This is a genomic window from Pedobacter rhodius (assembly GCF_027213645.1).
In the GTDB taxonomy this organism is placed as follows: Bacteria; Bacteroidota; Bacteroidia; order Sphingobacteriales; family Sphingobacteriaceae; genus Pedobacter; species Pedobacter rhodius.
Window position 1 is genome coordinate 1069599 of sequence record NZ_JAPWGL010000001.1, and the last position, 19809, is coordinate 1089407.

A 19809-nucleotide genomic window follows, 5' to 3' on the forward strand; every position below is an offset into this window, starting at 1 on the left:
TTCGACAGGCTCAAAATGACATTTCGTATTTATGAGACACCTCTTTATTGAAAAACCAGAAATGAAAAAGTTAATTCTATTTATCGGTTGCCTGGTGCTAACGGCGACTTCCTTTTCACAATCTGCAAAGACTAAAAACCTTATCATCGTTACCTTAGATGGCATGCGATGGCAGGAAGTTTTCAGGGGAGCGGATTCGGTACTTATTCATTCTAAATATACAGAGGATAGGGAAGAAGTGCAGAAAAAATACTGGAGTGCATCCGCAACCGAAAGGAGAAAAATGTTGTTTCCCTTTTTATGGAGTACCATAGCCGAACAAGGTCAGCTATATGGTAACCGGGATGCCGGCAATAAGGTTGAAGTTTCAAATCCATATCGTTTCTCTTATCCGGGTTATAATGAATTATTTACCGGCTTTCCGGATAAGCGGATGAATACCAACGATGCCATTCAAAATCCAAATATGAATGTATTGGAATACCTGAATAAGCAGGATGGGTTTAAGGGAAAAGTAATTGCATTTTCTTCCTGGGAACGGTTTCCGCAGATATTAAATACCAGTCGTTCGGGTTTGCCGGTTTATTCAGGTTATGCCGATTTAAAAAATAAAGATGCTAACGCCAGGTTAACTTACCTGAATGAGTTACAGCATAGTGTGCCGCATTACCTGGGCGATTCCACCCGACTGGATTTTATCACTTATCAATTCAGTAAGGAATATCTGAAACAATATAAACCCCGGGTGCTTTACATTGCTTTTGACGAAACCGATGATATGGCCCATGCGGGCAATTATAAATTTTATCTCGACCGGGCAAAGCAGCAAGATGGTTATATTAAAAATCTTTGGGAAATGCTTCAGGCAGATCCGTTTTACAAAGACAGTACTACTTTACTGATTACCTGCGATCATGGCCGGGGTGATGAGCCAATGGATAAATGGAAAGATCATGGCGCAGCTGTTAAAGGGGCAGAAAACACCTGGTTCACTGTTATCGGACCCGATACACCCGGTAAAGGTGAGGTTAAAACACAAACTATCGTTTATCATAAACAACTTGCACAAACCATTTCTCAACTTTTAGGTTTCGACTTTAAAAGCCATGCAGGTCATGAGGTGGGAGATGCAATTAGCACAGTATTAAAGTAGCGTTCGTAATTGACTTTGATATTTACGATTTTATTTGGGCTTAAAAAACTATCAGATTGATTGTAACCTTTTAATCCTTAATGATTTCTTAATGAAATGATAATAAAACGGCACTGACAATTAACGTTGGTGCCGTTTATTTTTGCAGCTCAGATAATAAACCAATGAACTGTAAAAAACTCTTTTTTGCCATATTAATGGCATCGGTGATTAGCACCTCCTGTAAAAAAATATCAGAGCCTATTGAAGAACCAATAACGATTGTACCTGAAGATATAGCAAGTTTTAAGGAAATCGCATCAATTGATCTTGGTGGCGAAACCTCAGCAGAAATTTCAGCCTACGATCCATCAACAAAGAAGCTTTTTGTGGTGAGTAACGAAGGTGGCGCTAAAGTTGAGGTTGTAGATTTAAGCAATTACCCGAGTCTTTCAAAATCCAAAACCATAAATTTTTCAGCCAACGCAGGCATAAACAGTGTTGCTGTTAGCAATGGTTTACTGGCCATTGCTCTGGACGGCGCTGATAAGCAGGGAAATGGCGATGTTGTCGTTTTAAAAACATCGACGTTAGAAGAGGTTAAAAAAATTACAGTTGGTGCGATGCCCGATATGGTCACTTTTAGTCCGGATGGCAATTATATCCTATCCGCTAATGAAGGAGAACCTAGTGATGATTACACCGTAGATCCAAAAGGAACGGTATCAATCATTAACATTAAAGATAATTACTCGGTAAAAACACTTGATTTCGCAGGATTTGAATCGCAGAAGGCAAACCTTGTGGCGGCAGGTTTCAGGATTTATGGTCCAAAGGCAACTTTTGCGCAGGATATAGAACCCGAATACATCGCAGTAAGTGCTGATTCAAAAAAGGCTTATGTAACCCTCCAGGAGAACAACGGCGTTGCAGAGATAGATATTGTTTCAGGTACGATTACTAAAATTAATCCACTTGGTACAAGAGACATCAACCTTGCCGAAAATCCTTTCGATGTGAGCGATAAAGACAATAAAATTGCGCTGTCGAACTGGCCGATTAAAGCTTTTTACCTGCCTGATGCAATCTCTTATTTTACAACCGGAGGCATATCTTATGTAGCACTGGCAAACGAAGGAGATACAAGGGCCTGGAAAGGATATGATGAAGAGGCCAGGGTAAAAAGCTTAAAGCTGGATCCGACAAAATTTCCAACGGCTGCAACCTTACAGCTTGATGCAAACCTGGGCCGGTTAACGGTAACGAAAGCTTTTGGTGATACCGATGGCGACGGAGATTATGACGAATTATATGCAACCGGCGGGAGAAGTTTAAGCATTCTGAATGCAAGCACAGGCGCATTGGTTGCAAACATAGGCAAGGATTTAGAGCAGCATGTAATTGATGCAGGTAAATATGATGATGAGCGTTCGGATAATAAAGGGGTAGAAGTTGAAGGTGTAACGGTAGCGGAAGTGAATGGAAGAACACTGGCTTTCATCGGCATGGAACGTGTAGATATGATTGCCGTTTATGATGTGACCACGCCGGCAATGCCTAAATTTGTTCAGTTATTTTCTACCGGAGATGCACCTGAAGGGGTATTGTTTGTTAAACCGAAAGATAGTCCGAATGGCAGAAGTTTACTAGTTGTTGCCAGCGAGGGCGATGGAACGGTTAAATTTTTCCAGCCAAATAAATTGTAGAAATAGACTATTTTAATAAAAGCTAATTATCATTTTAAGTAATGATTTATGTAATCTATCGGTCGGTGTCTCACCGACCGATATTTTTTTAAGTGAACTTCTAAAGGGTCAGTCTTACCGACCGGATTTAAGTACAAAGATTTCTCGGCTGCGCTACCATTGACGTTATTTTTTAACTCAATGATATACATCAAGTTATGGACTATGTGTGTTTGCGTTTTATAAGGCCTTGGCACTGTTTCTCCGTTCTGCTTTAAACCGGCCTAACAAATTTTTGGGGATGTATTATCCAAGCCAAAGCACAACCTTAAATACAAAAACGGCGTAGCCCTCATGAATACCTATTAAAACAAAAAATACTTATGAATAATTTTCAGCCGGCAATTATTAATTAGTTATTATTGTTTTTAACTGTATTAATGAGCTCGCAAAATGCTCGGTTTTGTTTCTTTTGTTGCCAAACCTGCGAAGCAAGCTTGAAGACCAATAAAAATATAAACTTCTCTGAAAAACAAAAAAGCCTGTCCGGCCAGGACAAATAAACACCCCGCCCTGCGGTCACCCCTCTAAAAGAGGGGAATGCAAATGGTAAACGTCATTTATATTGATTTTTACAAAATAAATTATCCCTCGAAATGACGAATTCCGCTCCGGATTTTCGGCTGAAGCACAGCAAGTTGCTTTTTTATATTAAACAGAAGGAAATCTTTGAATTTAGTTTTTCAGGTACAAAGATTTCTCGACCGCGCTCGAATCCGATAGCTATCGCATGACGAATTCCGATCCAGTTTTTTAGTTGAAGCAAACAGGTCGCTTACTAACGCCCCGGTTTGTGCCTCACAGACAGGTATCAAAATTTAAGGTTTATGGTCTGTGAGACACAGACCATGGGGGCAAAAAGCAGAAAATATTGTCATCCTGAGCTTGTCGAAGGAGTTTTTTTAAATGTAAAGCGGAACCATTTTCCGCCAGTAATGGGGGCGATGCGCATTGCTTTCCCAGGTATGAAACTGGTTTTGAATTCCTTTATTCCATAAGGTTTGGCTCAGGTATTGATTTGCGCCAAGGAATGGATCGGTTTCACCTACCGCAAGTATAATTTCCATTTGCCTGAGGTGGTTAATTAGATGGTTGTCGCTCAGATTAGTGATGAACTGGGCGGGCATATTCAGATAAACTACCTCATTACGGAATCCATTCATCAGATCTTTGAAATCTCCGGGCGCATCTGTTAAGTCGTATCGCCCGCTAATGCCAACAGCTTTTCTAAACAGCCATGGATACTTCATCGCGAGGTTTATGGCATGATAGGCACCCATACTGCAACCCGCGGTTTCTATGTAGCCTCCATTGTTTTTTAAATAAATCAATGGCAGCACTTCATCTAAAACATATTTTTCATATTGCAGGTGCCGGTCAATCCGTACCGACGGGAATACATCATCATTGTAAAAACTCTCTGCATCTATACTATCCAAACAGAAAAGCTGGAGCTCGCCATTTTCGATTAAAGATTTAAGGGCATCTACAATGCCCCAGTTTTCGTAATCGTAAAACCTTGCCATACGGGTAGGGAAGAACAATACGGCACGGCCGGAATGCCCAAAAACCAAAAGTTCCATATCCCTTTGCAGATTATTGCTGAACCATTTATGGTATTCTCTGTGCATATTTAAATATTAACTGAAAATAATGCTTCGATGTTATTTACATATTAATAAATGGTAATGATTAAGCTAGTTTTTCAAGAATAATTTCCTTCCACAACAGGTATCCTGCTGCACTTAAATGAAGGCCGTCATGGTCATAATATGCCGGATTTGGGTTCCCGGATTTATCGAGCATTTTTTTAAAAACGTTAATAAACTTCCAGTTATCGTTCATCCTGATGATTTCGCTTTCAATAAGGTTATTGGTATACTTAAACTGTTCAGCCATCTGCCAACGGGAAATACTTGGCTTCAGGGAGATAAAATAACAAGGTATCGGGCCAAAACTTCGCATGGCTTTTACGACTAATTGTTGAAAAAATATAAATATTTCTTCGGGGTTTCTGCCATCACCTAAATCATTATCACCGGCATAAAATACGAATGCCTCAGGTGTGCAGTCTGCCATAATCCGTTCAAAAAACCAAACGCAGGCGGCCAGTGTCGACCCGCCAAAGCCAAGATTGAGTACCTTCCGCCCAGGAAAATCTGCTTCTAATGAATGCCATAAGCGTATTGATGAGCTTCCATAAAAAATAATTGGATCACTATGCTTTTTCCTTTCATTTAGGTGTTCTAATTGCTTAACCTCCTGTTCATACCAGTACATACTGTGAAGATAAAATTAATGCGTCGTAATAAAACATTATCCAATGTTAAATTTTAACTATAAGTTCGTTAAGCTATTCTTAGTAGCCGGCCTTTTTTTGTTGTCAAACCTGCGAAGCAAGCTTGAAGACCAATAAAAATATAAGCTTGTCTGAAAAACAAAAAGCCCGTCCGGCCGGGACAGGTAAAACACCCCGTCCTGTAGGGCACCTTCTAAAAAAGGGGAATTCTCTAAACGTTATTATACTCAGATAATTTTCAATGAATTTAAATTAAATCTTGCCGATTTTTATGGCCGGTTATTTTGGAACATAAACATGAAGTTATTTTAATAGGCGGCAATATTGCCAGGGCAAGTGTATTATTAAAAGCGAGGTGCGGGCATTATTAAATTTAAGCGCCTTGCAGGTATATTAAAGCGTACAGTGCTTTTGGAAGAAGCTGCCACAATCGGGGTGGCTTATTGTTTGGAAAGATGTTGCCGCAGAAAAAATTATAGTTTAACTTCGAAATCATTTACTGACTATTAAATTAAATATGAGATTTTACTTCTTTATCCTGTTATCGATATGCTGGGCACCGGCTTTTTGTCAGGAAAAAAATTTTATGCTTTACAATCCTGCGCCTGTAGCCAGGATGGACGAATTGGTTATACTCAGGAAAAAAGATTTAATTAATAAAATAAAAGGCCTGGATGATAAAAAATATGTAGCCATAAAAGATGTAAATAAACAGCTACAGTCCTTGCAGTTTGATGATTTGGATAAGGATGGCAGTTGGGATGAGGTTATTTTTCTACATTCGTTTAAAGCCAATGAAAAAGCTGTATTTTCAATAAGTATCCGTGATGAAAAACCCAAAAAAGGGCTAAGGCGTGCCCATGTAAGGCAACGCAGAAAGAATGCGGATGACACATTCGGACCAAATATTCCCAATGATGCAATACCCGCCGGGCAATTAAATACAAATTTTAGCAAAGTAAAATTACCGCCTTTTTTAACAGAGGGCCCCGCCTGGGAAAACGATATGGTGGGTTTCAGGCTGTATTTCGACATCCGGAACGGGAAGGATATCTGGGGAAAAACAACCAAGGCGATGATGATGGATACCGTGGGGGTAAATCCGGCAGTTATTTACCATAATAAAGCCTCATGGGGGATGGATATATATAAGGTAGGCTCATCACTAAGTGCTGGCGCTTTAGCTTTATCCCTTAAACTCCCCGATGGAAAAGATTCACTGATTCGGTTGGGTGGGGTAAATATGGGTAAGGTAATTTATGAGCAAGTAGCAGACGGACCATTGAGAGCTATTTTTAGAATGCACTACCCTGAATGGAATTTCGCAAAAGGTTATGGACCGATATCGCTCACTGAAGAAATCAGCATTTGGGGTGGTCAATACTATTATCAGAGTCGTATCGTTGCTGAGAATATGCCTGAAAATGCAAATCTGGTTACCGGGTTTGCCAATTTATACGGACTACAAGCGAGTGAAATGAATGGAAAACATGCCAGGGCTTTATATTCATACGGCTTGCAAAGTGAAAATAAAGATAATCTCGGTTTAGCAATTATCGTTCCCGATCAATTGGTTAAAGCTTTTAAACAAACAACCTCGTCAGAAAAAGATATAAAAGACAGTTACCTGGTTTACTTCCAGTCTAAAAAGCAAAAAATTGAACCCACTTTCCGGTTTTATGCCTGCTGGCAGGCCAGCGATTACCGGTTTTCTGATTCTGCAAAGTTCAATTTGTTTTTAAATGAGCAGCTTAAGTTAGCAGACCAGCCCCTAAATTTGAGCTGGAAGTGATGTTTGTTTATTAAATTGTCAATTTATCTTCTAACTGGTCTAATTTTAATGAAACAAATGATTATTCTTATCTTCCGGTAGCACCATTTGCCATGAATCCTAACATTACGGTATATTATCAGGGTGCCCTTATTTATGGCACGGAGCTTACTCAGTAATTATAAATAACCTTCAACCTTTAAAATTTATTTATTTGCTTAGTAAAAGAGATCAGTCCCGATGGATGCTCTCTTTTTATATGATTAAATCTGATGAAAAGCTTTGTATTGAAGAATTAAATAATTTTATATCCAGCCGAAATTTAAAATTTTCGTACTGTTTTAACATCATTTCATAAACTTTTTACTTCGCAGTTTACCTCATTTATTCTTGCAAATACTTAATTTTAAGTATTTTTTGTTGTTCCGCTTACATTTAACTTTATTAACCAATTCTTCAACCTTTTTAAACTTATGACAAAGTGCTAACCATTATCTTATTAAATAGATTTATGGCAAACTAAATCATAATCAATTAACTATGGATAAATAAATTTTATGGCAAAAGCGAATATTAAAGTAGAAGATTTTATTGCCGACGGCAGGGTTCAAAATGTTCTGCAGAAACTTAGGGCTAAGTTTGGAGATAATTACGAAAGGCTTGTGGTTTCTGATACGCTGGATGACCGAGAGAAAAATCAATACGTTAACCTGGTTCAAAAGGGTGGAGGTGTGCTGGGCGTTGCGTTGGTGGGTTATACCTATATTCTGGAAGCGGTTGGCATTCGGTTTTTAAGATTAGCGGGTACCAGCGCAGGTGCAATCAATACGGCATTAATGACCGTAATTGATGAAAAAAACAAACCAAAATCCGAAAAGATATTAAAGTACCTCTGTGAAATGGATTTTTTCAGTTTCGTAGACGGGCACCCTTTTGCGCGCTGGTTAATAAAAAATGTGGTGTCTAATAAGAGTTTTAAAAAACGGGTTAACTTTTTAATAAAAGGCTTGCTAATGGCATTGGTTGGCTTATTTTTTATGGACATTTTGTTTATTGGTTTTTCTAACTTTTATGACTGGGGCCGGGTTGCGGCAATCACGTCAATGGTGTTTACAGGCATCATTATGTTAATTATGGCCTTCATGGTTTTTTATGCCGTTTATATCTTTGAAAAGTTAAAAGTTTCGGGCTATGGCATTAATCCCGGAAATACTTTTTTATCCTGGATAAAACAACGAATGGATGAAAATGGGGTGAGTACCGTTGCGCAGTTAAATAAAAAAGCATCAACCATCCCAAATTTTGAGATGAGGCCAGGAAGTAATGCAAATGCCAGCTCACTTGCCGGTGATGTTACCTTCATAGTATCTGAACTGGTTACCGAAAATAAAATTCAGCTGCCGCTCATGGCCGATTTGTTTCGTGTTGATGAACAAAATATGCATCCGGGAGAATTTGTAAGGGCGTCGATGTCCATTCCGATTTTCTTTGAATCTCACATGATAAGAAATATACCTGTTCAGGAAATTAAAATACAGGAAGCCTGGGACAAACACCTGAAGATTGATAAAACGCAAATACCTTCTACGGTACGTTTTGTAGACGGCGGAATGTTATCTAATTTTCCGGTAAGTATTTTTTATAACCCGAAAGTTTTAGAACCGCGACTTCCGGTATTTGGGATTGATCTAGATGATGTAGATCCAAAAGATAAAACCAGAAATGAATCTGATAAATGGAGTTTAACCGGGTATATCTGGAAGCTGTTCAATACGGTTCGGTATTATTATGATAAAGATTTCTTAGAAAAGAATTTAGTATTTAAAAGAGGAATTGGCAGCATTAAACTTTTTGAATTTAACTGGCTGAATTTCTTTTTAACAGATAAAGATAAGCTCGATATGTTTTGTAAAGGCGCAGAAGCAGCTGGCGCTTTTCTCGAAAATTTCGACTGGCAGGAATACAAAAGATTGAGAACCGAAATGCAAATTAACTTTAACCAGGAAGCGCAAAAAAACTAATAAACTAAACCTAATATCATGACATTAAACTGGATTTATTTCATTGGCTATTTTAACCTTATGTTGATTTGCTCTTTTTTTATGTCGAGGTGCGCCAGGTATTTTTACACCTATAATAAAACGATTAGGAAATTCTCGATCCTGGATCTTCAGTTTCCAGCTACACCTCAATCCTTAAAAAATCTTATAGAAGGAATAGGATTGCTGGAAGGCGTTTCTAAAAAAGTATTTAACGCATTAAGGCTGCAGCTTATTATAGACTTTTTCTTTATGCCCGGAGCCTATCTTTCTATTCTGTTTTTATGCCTGAAAACCGCCTCTAAAAGTGGTCCGGTTGGAGAAGTATTTTTCCTGGTATTGGCCTATGCGCAACTTATCGCCTGGTTTTGCGACTTTGTTGAAAATGTATATTTATTATTTAAAATCCATGCGCCGGATGAAATGAGTAAATGGTTTTTTAATGTGTATAAAGTGCTCGAAATTGCAAAATGGGGACTTTCTTCTTTTGGCTTATTCTGCAGCCTTTCTGCTTTGCTGTACTTTTGGCTTAGGGGCTTTTTTTACGTAGAACATACCATTTACCTGCTTGTTTTAATCGTTGAAATTGTAATTTTTATCCTGGCCAATAAGCTTATGAACAAGCCTGTTTTAATAGAAAAATTAAAAAAAGAAGGGTTGAGTTACCATTTGTAGTATTCCTATGGTTCAAGCAGGCTTAAAGGGTTAAATTTTCAATTCATGAACAAAATGCATTCTGGTCGGCGGTATGCAGATATTTTCTTTACTGGTCGATTTCAATACGGGTAATCCTGATGCCTGGCTTAATTGGTATGGTGCTACAGATGAGGTTGGAAAAGTTTACAAGCAGCCCTTATCAGGTGATTATTTTGTAATTACTAAACAGATTAAGCATAGAAACTCAGGCCGAAACGTTACAAGAGCAGAAGTTTGGTATGATGTATATGCTGATTACATTTGGGATAGCGATGAGCAGAGCTATATGGGCGTGCTTAAGCTTGGTACATTTAAAGAGGATATAGATATGAATACCAGACAATCTACCGGATCTGGTTGGAATCAGGGTGTTCAATAAAAAATTAACTCAATAATAAAATAAAGCAGAGCGTTGGATTCTATTGCTGCATTAGAATTAAAGAGATTTTCGAGTATATGCGCTAAAGAATAAAAATATGGTTTTTTACAAACTCTAATGGAGAACGGGCCGCTGAAAACCGGTGAAACCAAAAGCATAAAGATTGTACTTAACAAAGATGCTTTTTCTTATTACGATGAGAAGAAGAAAACCTGGGTAGCCGATAGCGGGAAATACCTGATTGATATAGGGAATTCATCAAAAGACATTAGGGTAAGCAAAGCGGTTATGTTATAGTCTACCAGTATCTGATTCAATCAGAATTTTACGTTTGTTTTTTTTTAAATCACCACCTAAGACACCTTAATTAACCTAAGAAATATAAACTTAAGCTTATATGTTCTAAGGTTTCTTAGGTGGTGAAAATCTTTACGATTAGTGAATTGATGTAGAAAGCTATCAAGTTAGTTTCCTTTTAAATTCCTTCAACTTGTCACGTTGAGCCTGTCGAAACGCTCACTACAAAGGTTTTGAGCAGTTGAGCAGATATGTAAATTGTTAATCCTGAGTAAATGGTTTCTAAACCTTAGCCGATTTCATTTTTACGTTCTGCATATCCCGGTACTGGTTAGGGGTAAAGCCGGTTTTGTCCTTGAAAATTTTGGAAAAATAAAAATTTGATTCGAAGTTTAAATCATAAGCTATTTGCTTAATAGATTTTTCAGGATTTAATAAATGTTCTTTCGCTCTTTGTATTTTAAGTTGTATCAGGTATTGTCCCGGCGATATGCCGACATAGGTTTTAAATATTTTTCTGAAATACGAATAGCTTACTTTTAGTTCGCTGGCCACCTCTTCTGGGGATATGTTCTCGTCGATATTAGCCCTTAATATCACCCGCGCTTTATCTATCATTTTAACCAGTTCTTCTTTACCATTAAAATCGACCTGCCTTGTACTGCTATGGATATGACCCAAAAGATACAGCACAGCGCCGGATATTAAGGATTGGTAGCCAGATTTTTCTTCTTTGGTTCTTTCTATAATTTCGAGCAATGTATTTAATATCCGCTCATTAAAACCTAAATCTGTAATTGGATTCTCTTTGGTAAAGAAATTGTTTGACACCAGGTTATCTATAATTCCGCCCTGAAAACCAATCCAGTACTCATCCCAGCCTGTAGCACTGTTCGGCTTATAACGATGCCTTTCTCCTGGAAATAAAAGAATAATATTGCCTGCTGCTACTTCCAGTTTTCCTGCCGACTCTGATTCAAATATACCCTGGCCTTTGGTAATGTATATAAGCTGAAATTCATTTAGTATCCGGCCATTCTCCCAGGTGAAATTATGGTGCGAAGGATGGTTTTTATAAGGATAAGCCTGATTGGGTTCGATGCGGGTACAGCCGGCATTAAGTACATACAATCCCCAGATTTTTTCCTCATCACTAACTGGAAGGTATTTAAAATAGTTAATCATATCCCTTAATTGAATTTATGCAATGTATTTCAAATGGTATAATTTTTTCAAAATAGTGAACTCCGGTTTAAAAGAATGGTAAAAGTCAAAATTTATATCTGAATAATCAAATCGTGTATTTCTACAGGCAAAGCAAGCATTAGTTTTACAATTGATAACTAACTCAAATAGTTACTAACCAAATACTAAAAATTTATGGAGATTTTTACATTTAAAAACCTTTTTAGGAAGGTTATGCTCAATTACTTAATTGGCATCTGCGCAACTGCGTGTTTCTTTTTAATTTCAGAACCCTTAATGGCCCAGCAACAGCCGATAACCGTTTCCGGAAAGGTGACGTCTTCTACGGGCGAGGTATTGCCAGGCGTAAGTATTGTTGTTAAGGGAAGTCAAACTACGGCGAGTTCCGATGGCGACGGAAATTATAAGATAGCCGTTCCAAACAGTAATTCCGTACTTGTTTTTTCCTTTGTCGGATTTAAAGCTGCCGAAATTCAGGTCGGAAACAGAACCGTTGTTAATGCAAAATTAACGGAACAAACCCAGTCATTGGATGATGTTGTTGTGGTAGCCTATGGAAATACCACGCAAAGAAGTTCTACAGGTGCACTTCAAACGGTTAATGGTAAAGAACTTCAGGATATTCCCGCGGCCCAGGTTACCCAGAAGCTTCAGGGTAAGCTTGCAGGTGTACAAATTAACCAGGCATCAGGAAAGCCGGGCCTGGGTTTACAGGTTCGTATACGTGGCGGTGCTTCTATTAGCACAGGTAATGCGCCGTTATATGTTGTTGATGGTTTCCCGATAGCGGGCGATATCAGTAACATCAATCCGGATGAGATCGAAAACATCACCGTATTAAAAGATGCTGCATCAACCTCTCTTTATGGTTCAAGAGCTGCTTTCGGCGTGGTTGTGGTAACCACCAAAACGGCAAAATCCGGTCAAACCAATATTTCGGCAAATGTATATACAGGTACACAACAGGTGCCGAAAAAAGGCAGGCCTGATATGATGAACGGAACAGAGTGGGCGCAATTTAAAAAAGAATATTATGAAGATTTGGGTCAGCCTGTACCTGCTGCCTTACAAAATCCATCGCAGTACGGTGAAGGGGTTGATTGGTATGATGCCATGTTACGTTCAGCACCTATAACCAATTACAGCGTTTCCATTAACACCAATAAAGAGAATTTTAGTAACGCCGTTGTTGCAGGTTACTTTAAACAGGATGGTGTATTGCTGAACTCGAACTATGAACGTTTTTCTGTTCGTGTAAATTCGGTTTTTAAATTAAATGAAAAACTAAAGTTAGGTTTAAACTTAGCGCCAACACATACGGTAAACAATTCACCATCAACAGATGGAATGTTTTTTGGTGGCGGTGGTTTAATTAACAATGCTTTGTTAACCCCACCTATATTGAACTATCAGAACCCTGATGGCTCGTACCCGGTTTCCGTAACCACACCCGGAATTACCTCTTTCCCAACACCAAACTGGGTAAGATCAATTCAGGACATTACCAATAAATCAAAAGACAACAGGATACTTTCGAATGGCTATTTAGAATATGAGCCAATTCCGAAATTGGTTTTAAAATCAAGCATTAACGTGGATTTTGCGCAATCCTTATTTCACTCGTTCCAGCCTTCTACAGCATCAAGAGGCTTTGCTTCTGCACCGAGTGCGCTTTCAGCAAACTTATTCGATTCAAATTATCAATACTTATCCTGGTTATCTGAAAATACTATCGGTTATTCAAAACAAATTAAAGACCATAATTTTGATATATTAGGTGGTTTTACCAAACAGAAATATCGCAGTGATTACAGCACCATCAGTGGTTCTAATTTTCCGGATGACAGGATAGAAACAATTTCTGCAGCCCTGATAAAAAACAATTCTACTTCTGATATTCAGGAATGGAGCCTGGTTTCGTTTCTTGCGAAATTTAATTACAGTTATAAAGGTAAATACCTGTTGGCAGCGAGTATACGCCGTGATGGTTCTTCACGCTTTGGCGTAGATAAGAAATGGGGTAACTTCCCGTCCGTATCTGCTGGTTGGGTAGTTAGTGAAGAATCTTTTCTACAAAATTTTAAACCAATCTCTTTCCTTAAAATTCGCGGTAGCTATGGTATAACAGGAAATAATAACTTGGGAAACTATCAGCAGTATGCCAGTGTAGCAAGTGCGGTAAACAGTCCTTTCGGTTCTACAACTGCGAGTGGAATAGCGGTAAACAGTTTAGGAAACACACAATTGTCGTGGGAAACAACCAAGCAGCTCGATTTAGGTGTTGATTTGGCCATATTGAATAACCGCATCAATTTTACTTATGATTATTACACTAAAAAAACCTCTAATCTTTTATTCTCTTTATCTGTTCCGCGTGAATCCGGATTTTCATCTTTTACCGGTAACGTTGGTGAAATCAAATTCTGGGGACATGAATTTGCGCTTACGACGAACAATTTAGTGGGTAACTTTAAATGGAATACCAATTTTAATATTGCTTTCAGTGATAATAAGGTATTGGCATTATCTTCATTAAGCAACGATTTATATGTTTCTGATGGTACCGCCCGTACCATAACCAGGGTTGGTGAAAGAATCGGTCAGTTCTGGGGATTGATACAGGATGGTGTTTACAAAGACCAGGCTGACTTTAATAATTCGCCAAAAAGTGTAAACTCACAGGTTGGAACAATTAAGTTCAGGGATTTGAATGGCGATGGCGTAATTAAATATGGTGATGCAGAAGGAGACAGAACGGTTATTGGTAATCCGTTCCCGAAATTTGTGTTCGGTTTTACGAACAGCTTTGCTTACAAAAACTTTGATTTATCTATTGTAGCGAGTGGTTCTTATGGAAATGATATTGCCCGAATGATGGATGAAGGTACGACAAACCTGGACGGTGTATTTAATGTACTTAAAGAGGTAAAAGATCGCTGGCGTTCGCCTCAAAACCCGGGTGCAGGTAAATACGGCAAAACAACGGCCTCTACCGGAGATGACCGTGCGCAGTTTCATACCCGCTTTGTTCAGGATGGAAGTTATTTAACCATAAAAAATATTGCATTAGGCTACAGCCTTCCGGTAGAAAAAGTAAAATGGTTAAAAAGTGTAAGGGTCTTCACCAGTGTACAACAAGCTTTTGTGTTTACAAATTATGATGGTATAAATCCTGAAATTGGTACCGATCTTAACGGTAACGCACCAAGCTCGTTAAAACAAGGTTTAGACTATTCAGCTTACCCAGTACCGAGAACATTTACTTTCGGTTTAAATGTAAATCTTAAATAACCCTTAATCTGACAATCATGAAAAAAAATATAATTTTATCATTTATCCTGGTAATGTCATTGGCAGGATGTAAGAAATCTTTTTTAGAGATTCCTTCTAAAACTTCATTAAGTACAGCAGTATTCTTTAAATCTGAAAGTGATTTCCAACAGGCTATAAATGGCGCTTACGCACCTTTAAGAGCTTTATACAGCGGTAATAACGGTGCCTGGGCAATGGGCGAACAACGCTCTGATAACACCACTTACAAATACAACCCTAATGACAGGGGTTCAATTCAATCGGAATATATTAAAGATTTTACCGACGATGCCAATAGCCCGGTTTCCGCAAACAAATACTTTACAGATTATTCAATTATTGCCAGGGCAAACCAGATATTGGATCCTATAGATGGGGTGGATTTTAATGTTACATCAAAGAACAACATTAAAGGGCAGGCTTATTTCTTACGTGCGTTTGCTTACTTTGATTTAGTTCAGTATTTCGGTCAGGTTCCAATTCACTTAAAGCCGGTAACGACGTTGAATGAAACTTCTGCACCACTTTCTACTGTAGAAACTATTTATAATCAGATTATTTCTGATGCAAAACAAGCTGCAACTTTATTGCCTAATAAGGCTGCACAGGAAGCTGGTCGCGCAACATCAGGCGCAGCTAAAACCTTACTTGGAAACGTTTACATTGTTTTAAAGAGATGGGCTGAAGCAGAAACAATATTGAAAGAGGTAACCGGATATAGCCTCTTATCAGATTACAATAACGTTTTTAGTCCTTCACAGAAAAATAATAGTGAATCTATTTTTGAAGTACAGTTTAAAGAAGGTAACGAAGGTTTGGCCAGTAATTTCTTCTATACCTTTTTGGTTCAGCCGATTTCTGCTGCAGAAATTACCGCGGTAACCGGGATACCGGAAGTTCCAAGAACCATACAGGGTTTTAACCTGCCAACACCGGATATTATTGCAGCTTACGAACCAAATGACAAACGTAAAGACGCATCAATTGGTTACCTGACTGCCGGTGGTGTTACTTACCCTTATATCAAGAAATATGCCCATGCGCATGCAAACACCAACAACACGAATGATAACTGGCCGGTTTACCGTTACGCTGAAGTTTTATTATTCTTAGCGGAAGCTGCAAATGAGCAAAACAGACCTGGAGATGCATTAACCTATCTGAATATGGTTAGGGCTAATCCACGTACAGGGTTAGCGCCTAGCATTGCTGCTGGTCAGGCTGCAGTTAGGGATGCAATTTTAGCAGAAAGAAGGGTAGAACTGGCTTTTGAAAACAAAAGATGGTTAGACTTAGTGAGAACGGGCAATGCTGATCAGGTAATGAAGGCTTTTGGAACAAGATTTAAAGCAAATCCTCAAAGCTATTATTTCCCTGCGGGCATAACGCCATCACCTTCATCTTATACAAATATCAGGTTATTGTTTCCACTTCCGGCTTCAGAAGCGGCATTAAGTCCTTATTTTTAGTATTAGATAAAATGTGTCATGTTGAGCTTGTCGAAACACTTATTAAACTTTTATAAGTCCTTCGACAAGCTCAGGATAACAACCTGAGTATATTACCAGCTCTTTTACAAATTATACAATTTTTTAAATTAAATTTTATGGAGAAAATATTATCGTTTTATTAATATCTTCTCCATATCCTTTCTACCTCATGTTATGCATCAATTCCGGAAATATTTTATAGCCTTTTTATTTATAATCGTGGCGAATGCCGTTTGCTTAGCAAAACCGGCAGAATTAAAACCTGCAAATTTAAAATGTGAGCTGTACAGTAATCCGCTCGGTATAGATGTGCTTCAGCCTGGTTTGAGTTACACCATAACTTCTGATCTGACCAGCCGGGATATTCAGCAAACTGCTTATCAAATCATTGTGTCTGGTTCAGCGCAGGATTTACAAAAAGACAATGGAAACTTATGGAATTCAGGTAAGGTAAATTCAAGCCAAATGGCTTTCATTAAGTATTCAGGTTCAAAATTAAAATCAGGAAGGAAATATTTTTGGAAGGTAAGGATATGGGATAATAAAGGGAATGTTTCTAAGTGGAGTTCGGCAGCGACCTGGACGATGGGTATTTTAGCCGATCGGGAATGGAATGCAAACTGGATAAGTGCCGCGGGTGCTGAGAAATTTGCACTTACGCCGTTTGGCTATCGTGCGGAAACCAGCTTATCCGATACGGAAACAAAATGGGTACAGGTTGATTTGAAAAAATCAGCTCCGATATCGTCGGTGCGGCTAACACCGGTGTTTTTCGAAGATCGTGCCGGATACGGTTTTCCTTCACGCTTCAAAGTAGAAATAGCCGATGATGAAAAATTCTCTAATCCTGTTATCATCGCAGATTATACCACCACAGGATTAAAAAACCCTGGTTGGAAACCTTTATCGATTCCGGTTAAAAATACATCAGGAAGATTTGTAAGGTTAACCGCAAATAAATTTTGGAAATGGGGTAACAGTTTTCAATTTGCGCTCAGGCAGATGGAAGTTTTTTCAAATGGAAAAAATATAGCCGCAGGAATGCCGGTAGACGCATCAGAAAGTAGTGAGAAAAACGGATGGACAAAGAAGAATATAACAGACGAGCCTGAAGACCGCAAATCGCTTCCAAATTATTCATCAATGTCGCTCAGGAAAGAGTTTGCAGTAAAGTCGAACTTGGTTAGGGCAGTTGTGTTCATTAGCGGTATGTCTGAATTCGAATTGAGTGTAAACGGCCGTAAAGTTGGTTCAGATTTACTTGCACCAGGATGGACAGAATACAAGAAAACCATTTTATACAGCACCTACGATATTACAGACCGACTTTTGACAGGGAATAATGCTGTCGGAATTATTTTAGGAAACGGGATGTATAACATTCAACCCGATTCAATACGTTACGTGAAATTTCTTAATGCTTATGGGCCGTTAAAAGCTATCGCACAGATACGTTTAGAATATTCGGACGGGACGGTAAAAACGGTTGGTACAGATAAATCCTGGCAGGTATCACCCGGACCGATAACCTATTCAAATATGTTTGGAGGAGAAGATTATGATGCCAATCTCGAAGCTGATGGCTGGAACAAACCCAACTTTAAAACAAGCTACAATTGGAGTCAGGCTATCGAAACCCCAGGACCCGGAGGTAAATTAAAAGGTTTATCATCCGCTGCCCCGCAGGTAAAAGTGATTGAGGTTAAGAAAGCCGTTAAAATTAAAAAAATTAAAGACAACCTATGGATTTATGATTTCGGACAAAATGCTTCCATGATGCCACAACTCACAGTTACCGGTCAAAAGGGAGATTATGTTCGTATTACGCCGGCAGAACTTTTAGGTGAAAATGGACTTATCGATCGTAAATCAGCTACGCAGGATGGCGTAAGGCCGGCCTGGTGGCAATATACATTGAAAGGGAAGGGAAAGGAAAGCTGGAAACCGAAATTCTTTTATCAGGGTGCAAGATATGTACAGGTAGAGTTATTTACGGCTAAAAAAGGTAGTAAACTACCGGTTGTAAACGAGCTGGAAGATCTGATTGTACATTCCTCATCTACACCTACCGGGAAGTTTGCCACTTCAAACAAACTGTTTAATCAAATCTATGATTTGGTAAGATGGGCGCAAAGAAGCAATATGCAAAGTCTTATGACGGATTGTCCTCATCGCGAAAAAATGGGCTGGCTGGAAGAAAATCATTTAAACGGACCGTCTCTGAGGTATAATTTCGATATGTCACCGCTATTTAGAAAAACAATGAGCGACATGGCAGATGCACAGGAACCAAGTGGTTTTGTGCCGAACATTGCGCCTGAATATTTTATTGCCGGTTCTGCTGATATAAGTAATGGTATGCGCAATTCAACAGAATGGGGCAGTTCCTTTATCATCGTTCCATGGCAGCAATATTTGTTTTCGGGCGATATCTCCTTGCTGGAACGTTATTATGACAGAATGAAAGGTTATGTTAACTTTTTGGCTTCAACGGCTAAGGATAATATCATCACGATTGGTCTGGGCGATTGGTATGATATCGGTCCGAAACCGGCATGGGGTTCTCAGTTAACGCCTGAGCCTTTCACCGGAACGGCCATATATTATTACGATAACCTGATTATGTATAATGTAGCAAAACAACTTGGTAAAGATAAAGATGCTGCTTTTTTTAAGGAATCAAGTGATCGGATACGCACGTCTTTCAACGAGAAGTTTTACAATAAAGAAACGGGTTTATATGCCACCGGTTCGAACACAACCTGTGCCATGCCTTTGTTTTTTAATCTGGTTGAACCCGAAAACCGTTCAAAACTATTTAATGCCCTGGTTGATACCATTCGTAAAAACAACAACAGTTTTAACTCCGGTGAAGTAGGCTATCGCTTTCTGTTACGAGCGCTGGCTGATGGTGGTCGTTCAGATGTCGTTTACGACATGAACAACCAGTCTGATAAACCAGGATATGGTTATCAGATAAAAAAAGGTGCCACCAGCCTTACCGAAAAATGGGACGCCGGTGTAGGTGATTTTGGTTCGCAAAACCATTTCATGTCGGGACAAATTAATGAATGGTTTTTTAATGATTTAGTTGGAATAAGCCCCGATGAATCCGGTCCTGGTTTCAGGAAGATAATTATTAAACCGGCTTTCATTAAAGGTCTGAATTGGGTAAACGGCGAATTCAAATCAATAAGCGGAGACATTTATAGCAGCTGGAAACGCGTATCAAACGGAATTAATCTTGATGTGACCATTCCTGCAAATACAACAGCAACTATTTACATTACTTGTTCTGATAGCAAATTAATTACTGAAAGTGGATTACCGGTAAATACTATTAAAGGATTAAAATTTATAAAGTCCGAATCAGATAAATTAGTTTTTGAAGCCAAATCAGGCATTTATCACTTTCTCATAAAAAATAAATCCTGATTTTATCT

At 38.6% G+C, this 19809-nt stretch carries 14 protein-coding genes; 11 read left to right on the forward strand and 3 right to left on the reverse strand.

The window, feature by feature from the left end:
• The first annotated feature begins 31 nt into the window (after positions 1-31).
• Positions 32-1153, forward strand: a complete 1122-nt coding sequence (locus O0931_RS04550; protein WP_269414364.1) for an alkaline phosphatase family protein — start codon at positions 32-34, stop codon at positions 1151-1153.
• Between the two features lie 164 nt (positions 1154-1317).
• Positions 1318-2838, forward strand: a complete 1521-nt coding sequence (locus O0931_RS04555; protein WP_269414365.1) for a choice-of-anchor I family protein — start codon at positions 1318-1320, stop codon at positions 2836-2838.
• Between the two features lie 941 nt (positions 2839-3779).
• Here O0931_RS04555 and O0931_RS04560 read toward each other — a convergent pair.
• Both O0931_RS04560 and O0931_RS04565 read right to left on the reverse strand, forming a co-directional pair.
• A complete protein-coding gene (locus O0931_RS04560; RefSeq protein WP_269414366.1) occupies positions 3780-4508 on the reverse strand; it encodes an esterase family protein in 729 nt (242 codons plus the stop codon).
• 61 nt (positions 4509-4569) lie between these two features.
• Positions 4570-5157, reverse strand: a complete 588-nt coding sequence (locus tag O0931_RS04565; protein WP_269414367.1) for a GDSL-type esterase/lipase family protein — start codon at positions 5155-5157, stop codon at positions 4570-4572.
• A 536-nt stretch (positions 5158-5693) separates the two neighbouring features.
• Between O0931_RS04565 and O0931_RS04570 the strand changes: the two genes are divergently transcribed.
• From O0931_RS04570 to O0931_RS04590, 6 genes are all read left to right on the forward strand, one after another.
• Entirely contained in the window at positions 5694-6968 is a 1275-nt protein-coding gene (locus O0931_RS04570) for a DUF4861 domain-containing protein (RefSeq protein WP_269414368.1), read from the forward strand.
• 14 nt (positions 6969-6982) lie between these two features.
• Positions 6983-7126, forward strand: a complete 144-nt coding sequence (locus tag O0931_RS20200) for a cellulose binding domain-containing protein (RefSeq protein ID WP_487362614.1) — start codon at positions 6983-6985, stop codon at positions 7124-7126.
• 378 nt (positions 7127-7504) lie between these two features.
• A complete protein-coding gene (locus O0931_RS04575; protein ID WP_269414369.1) occupies positions 7505-8968 on the forward strand; it encodes a patatin-like phospholipase family protein in 1464 nt (487 codons plus the stop codon).
• A gap of 18 nt (positions 8969-8986) precedes the next feature.
• On the forward strand, positions 8987-9661 hold the full coding sequence (locus O0931_RS04580; protein ID WP_269414370.1) for a hypothetical protein: 675 nt from the start codon (positions 8987-8989) through the stop codon (positions 9659-9661).
• A 73-nt stretch (positions 9662-9734) separates the two neighbouring features.
• On the forward strand, positions 9735-10061 hold the full coding sequence (locus O0931_RS04585) for a hypothetical protein (RefSeq protein WP_269414371.1): 327 nt from the start codon (positions 9735-9737) through the stop codon (positions 10059-10061).
• A 117-nt stretch (positions 10062-10178) separates the two neighbouring features.
• Entirely contained in the window at positions 10179-10358 is a 180-nt protein-coding gene (locus tag O0931_RS04590; RefSeq protein WP_269414372.1) for a fibronectin type III-like domain-contianing protein, read from the forward strand.
• A gap of 282 nt (positions 10359-10640) precedes the next feature.
• Here the strand turns inward: O0931_RS04590 and O0931_RS04595 are convergent, their stop codons facing one another.
• The gene (locus tag O0931_RS04595; RefSeq protein WP_269414373.1) at positions 10641-11543 is read right to left on the reverse strand and encodes an AraC family transcriptional regulator; all 903 of its coding nucleotides are present in this window, start codon (positions 11541-11543) and stop codon (positions 10641-10643) included.
• 234 nt (positions 11544-11777) lie between these two features.
• Here O0931_RS04595 and O0931_RS04600 point away from each other — a divergent pair, with 234 nt between their 5' ends.
• The 3 genes from O0931_RS04600 to O0931_RS04610 all read left to right on the forward strand — a co-directional run bounded on the left by O0931_RS04600 (position 11778) and on the right by O0931_RS04610 (position 19801).
• Positions 11778-14855, forward strand: coding sequence for a SusC/RagA family TonB-linked outer membrane protein (locus tag O0931_RS04600; RefSeq protein ID WP_269414374.1), 3078 nt, complete (start codon positions 11778-11780; stop codon positions 14853-14855).
• A gap of 17 nt (positions 14856-14872) precedes the next feature.
• Positions 14873-16345, forward strand: a complete 1473-nt coding sequence (locus O0931_RS04605; RefSeq protein ID WP_269414375.1) for a RagB/SusD family nutrient uptake outer membrane protein — start codon at positions 14873-14875, stop codon at positions 16343-16345.
• Positions 16346-16540: 195 nt separating this feature from the next.
• Complete coding sequence (locus O0931_RS04610) at positions 16541-19801, forward strand: family 78 glycoside hydrolase catalytic domain (protein WP_269414376.1); 3261 nt, start codon at positions 16541-16543, stop codon at positions 19799-19801.
• Positions 19802-19809 lie beyond the last annotated feature (8 nt).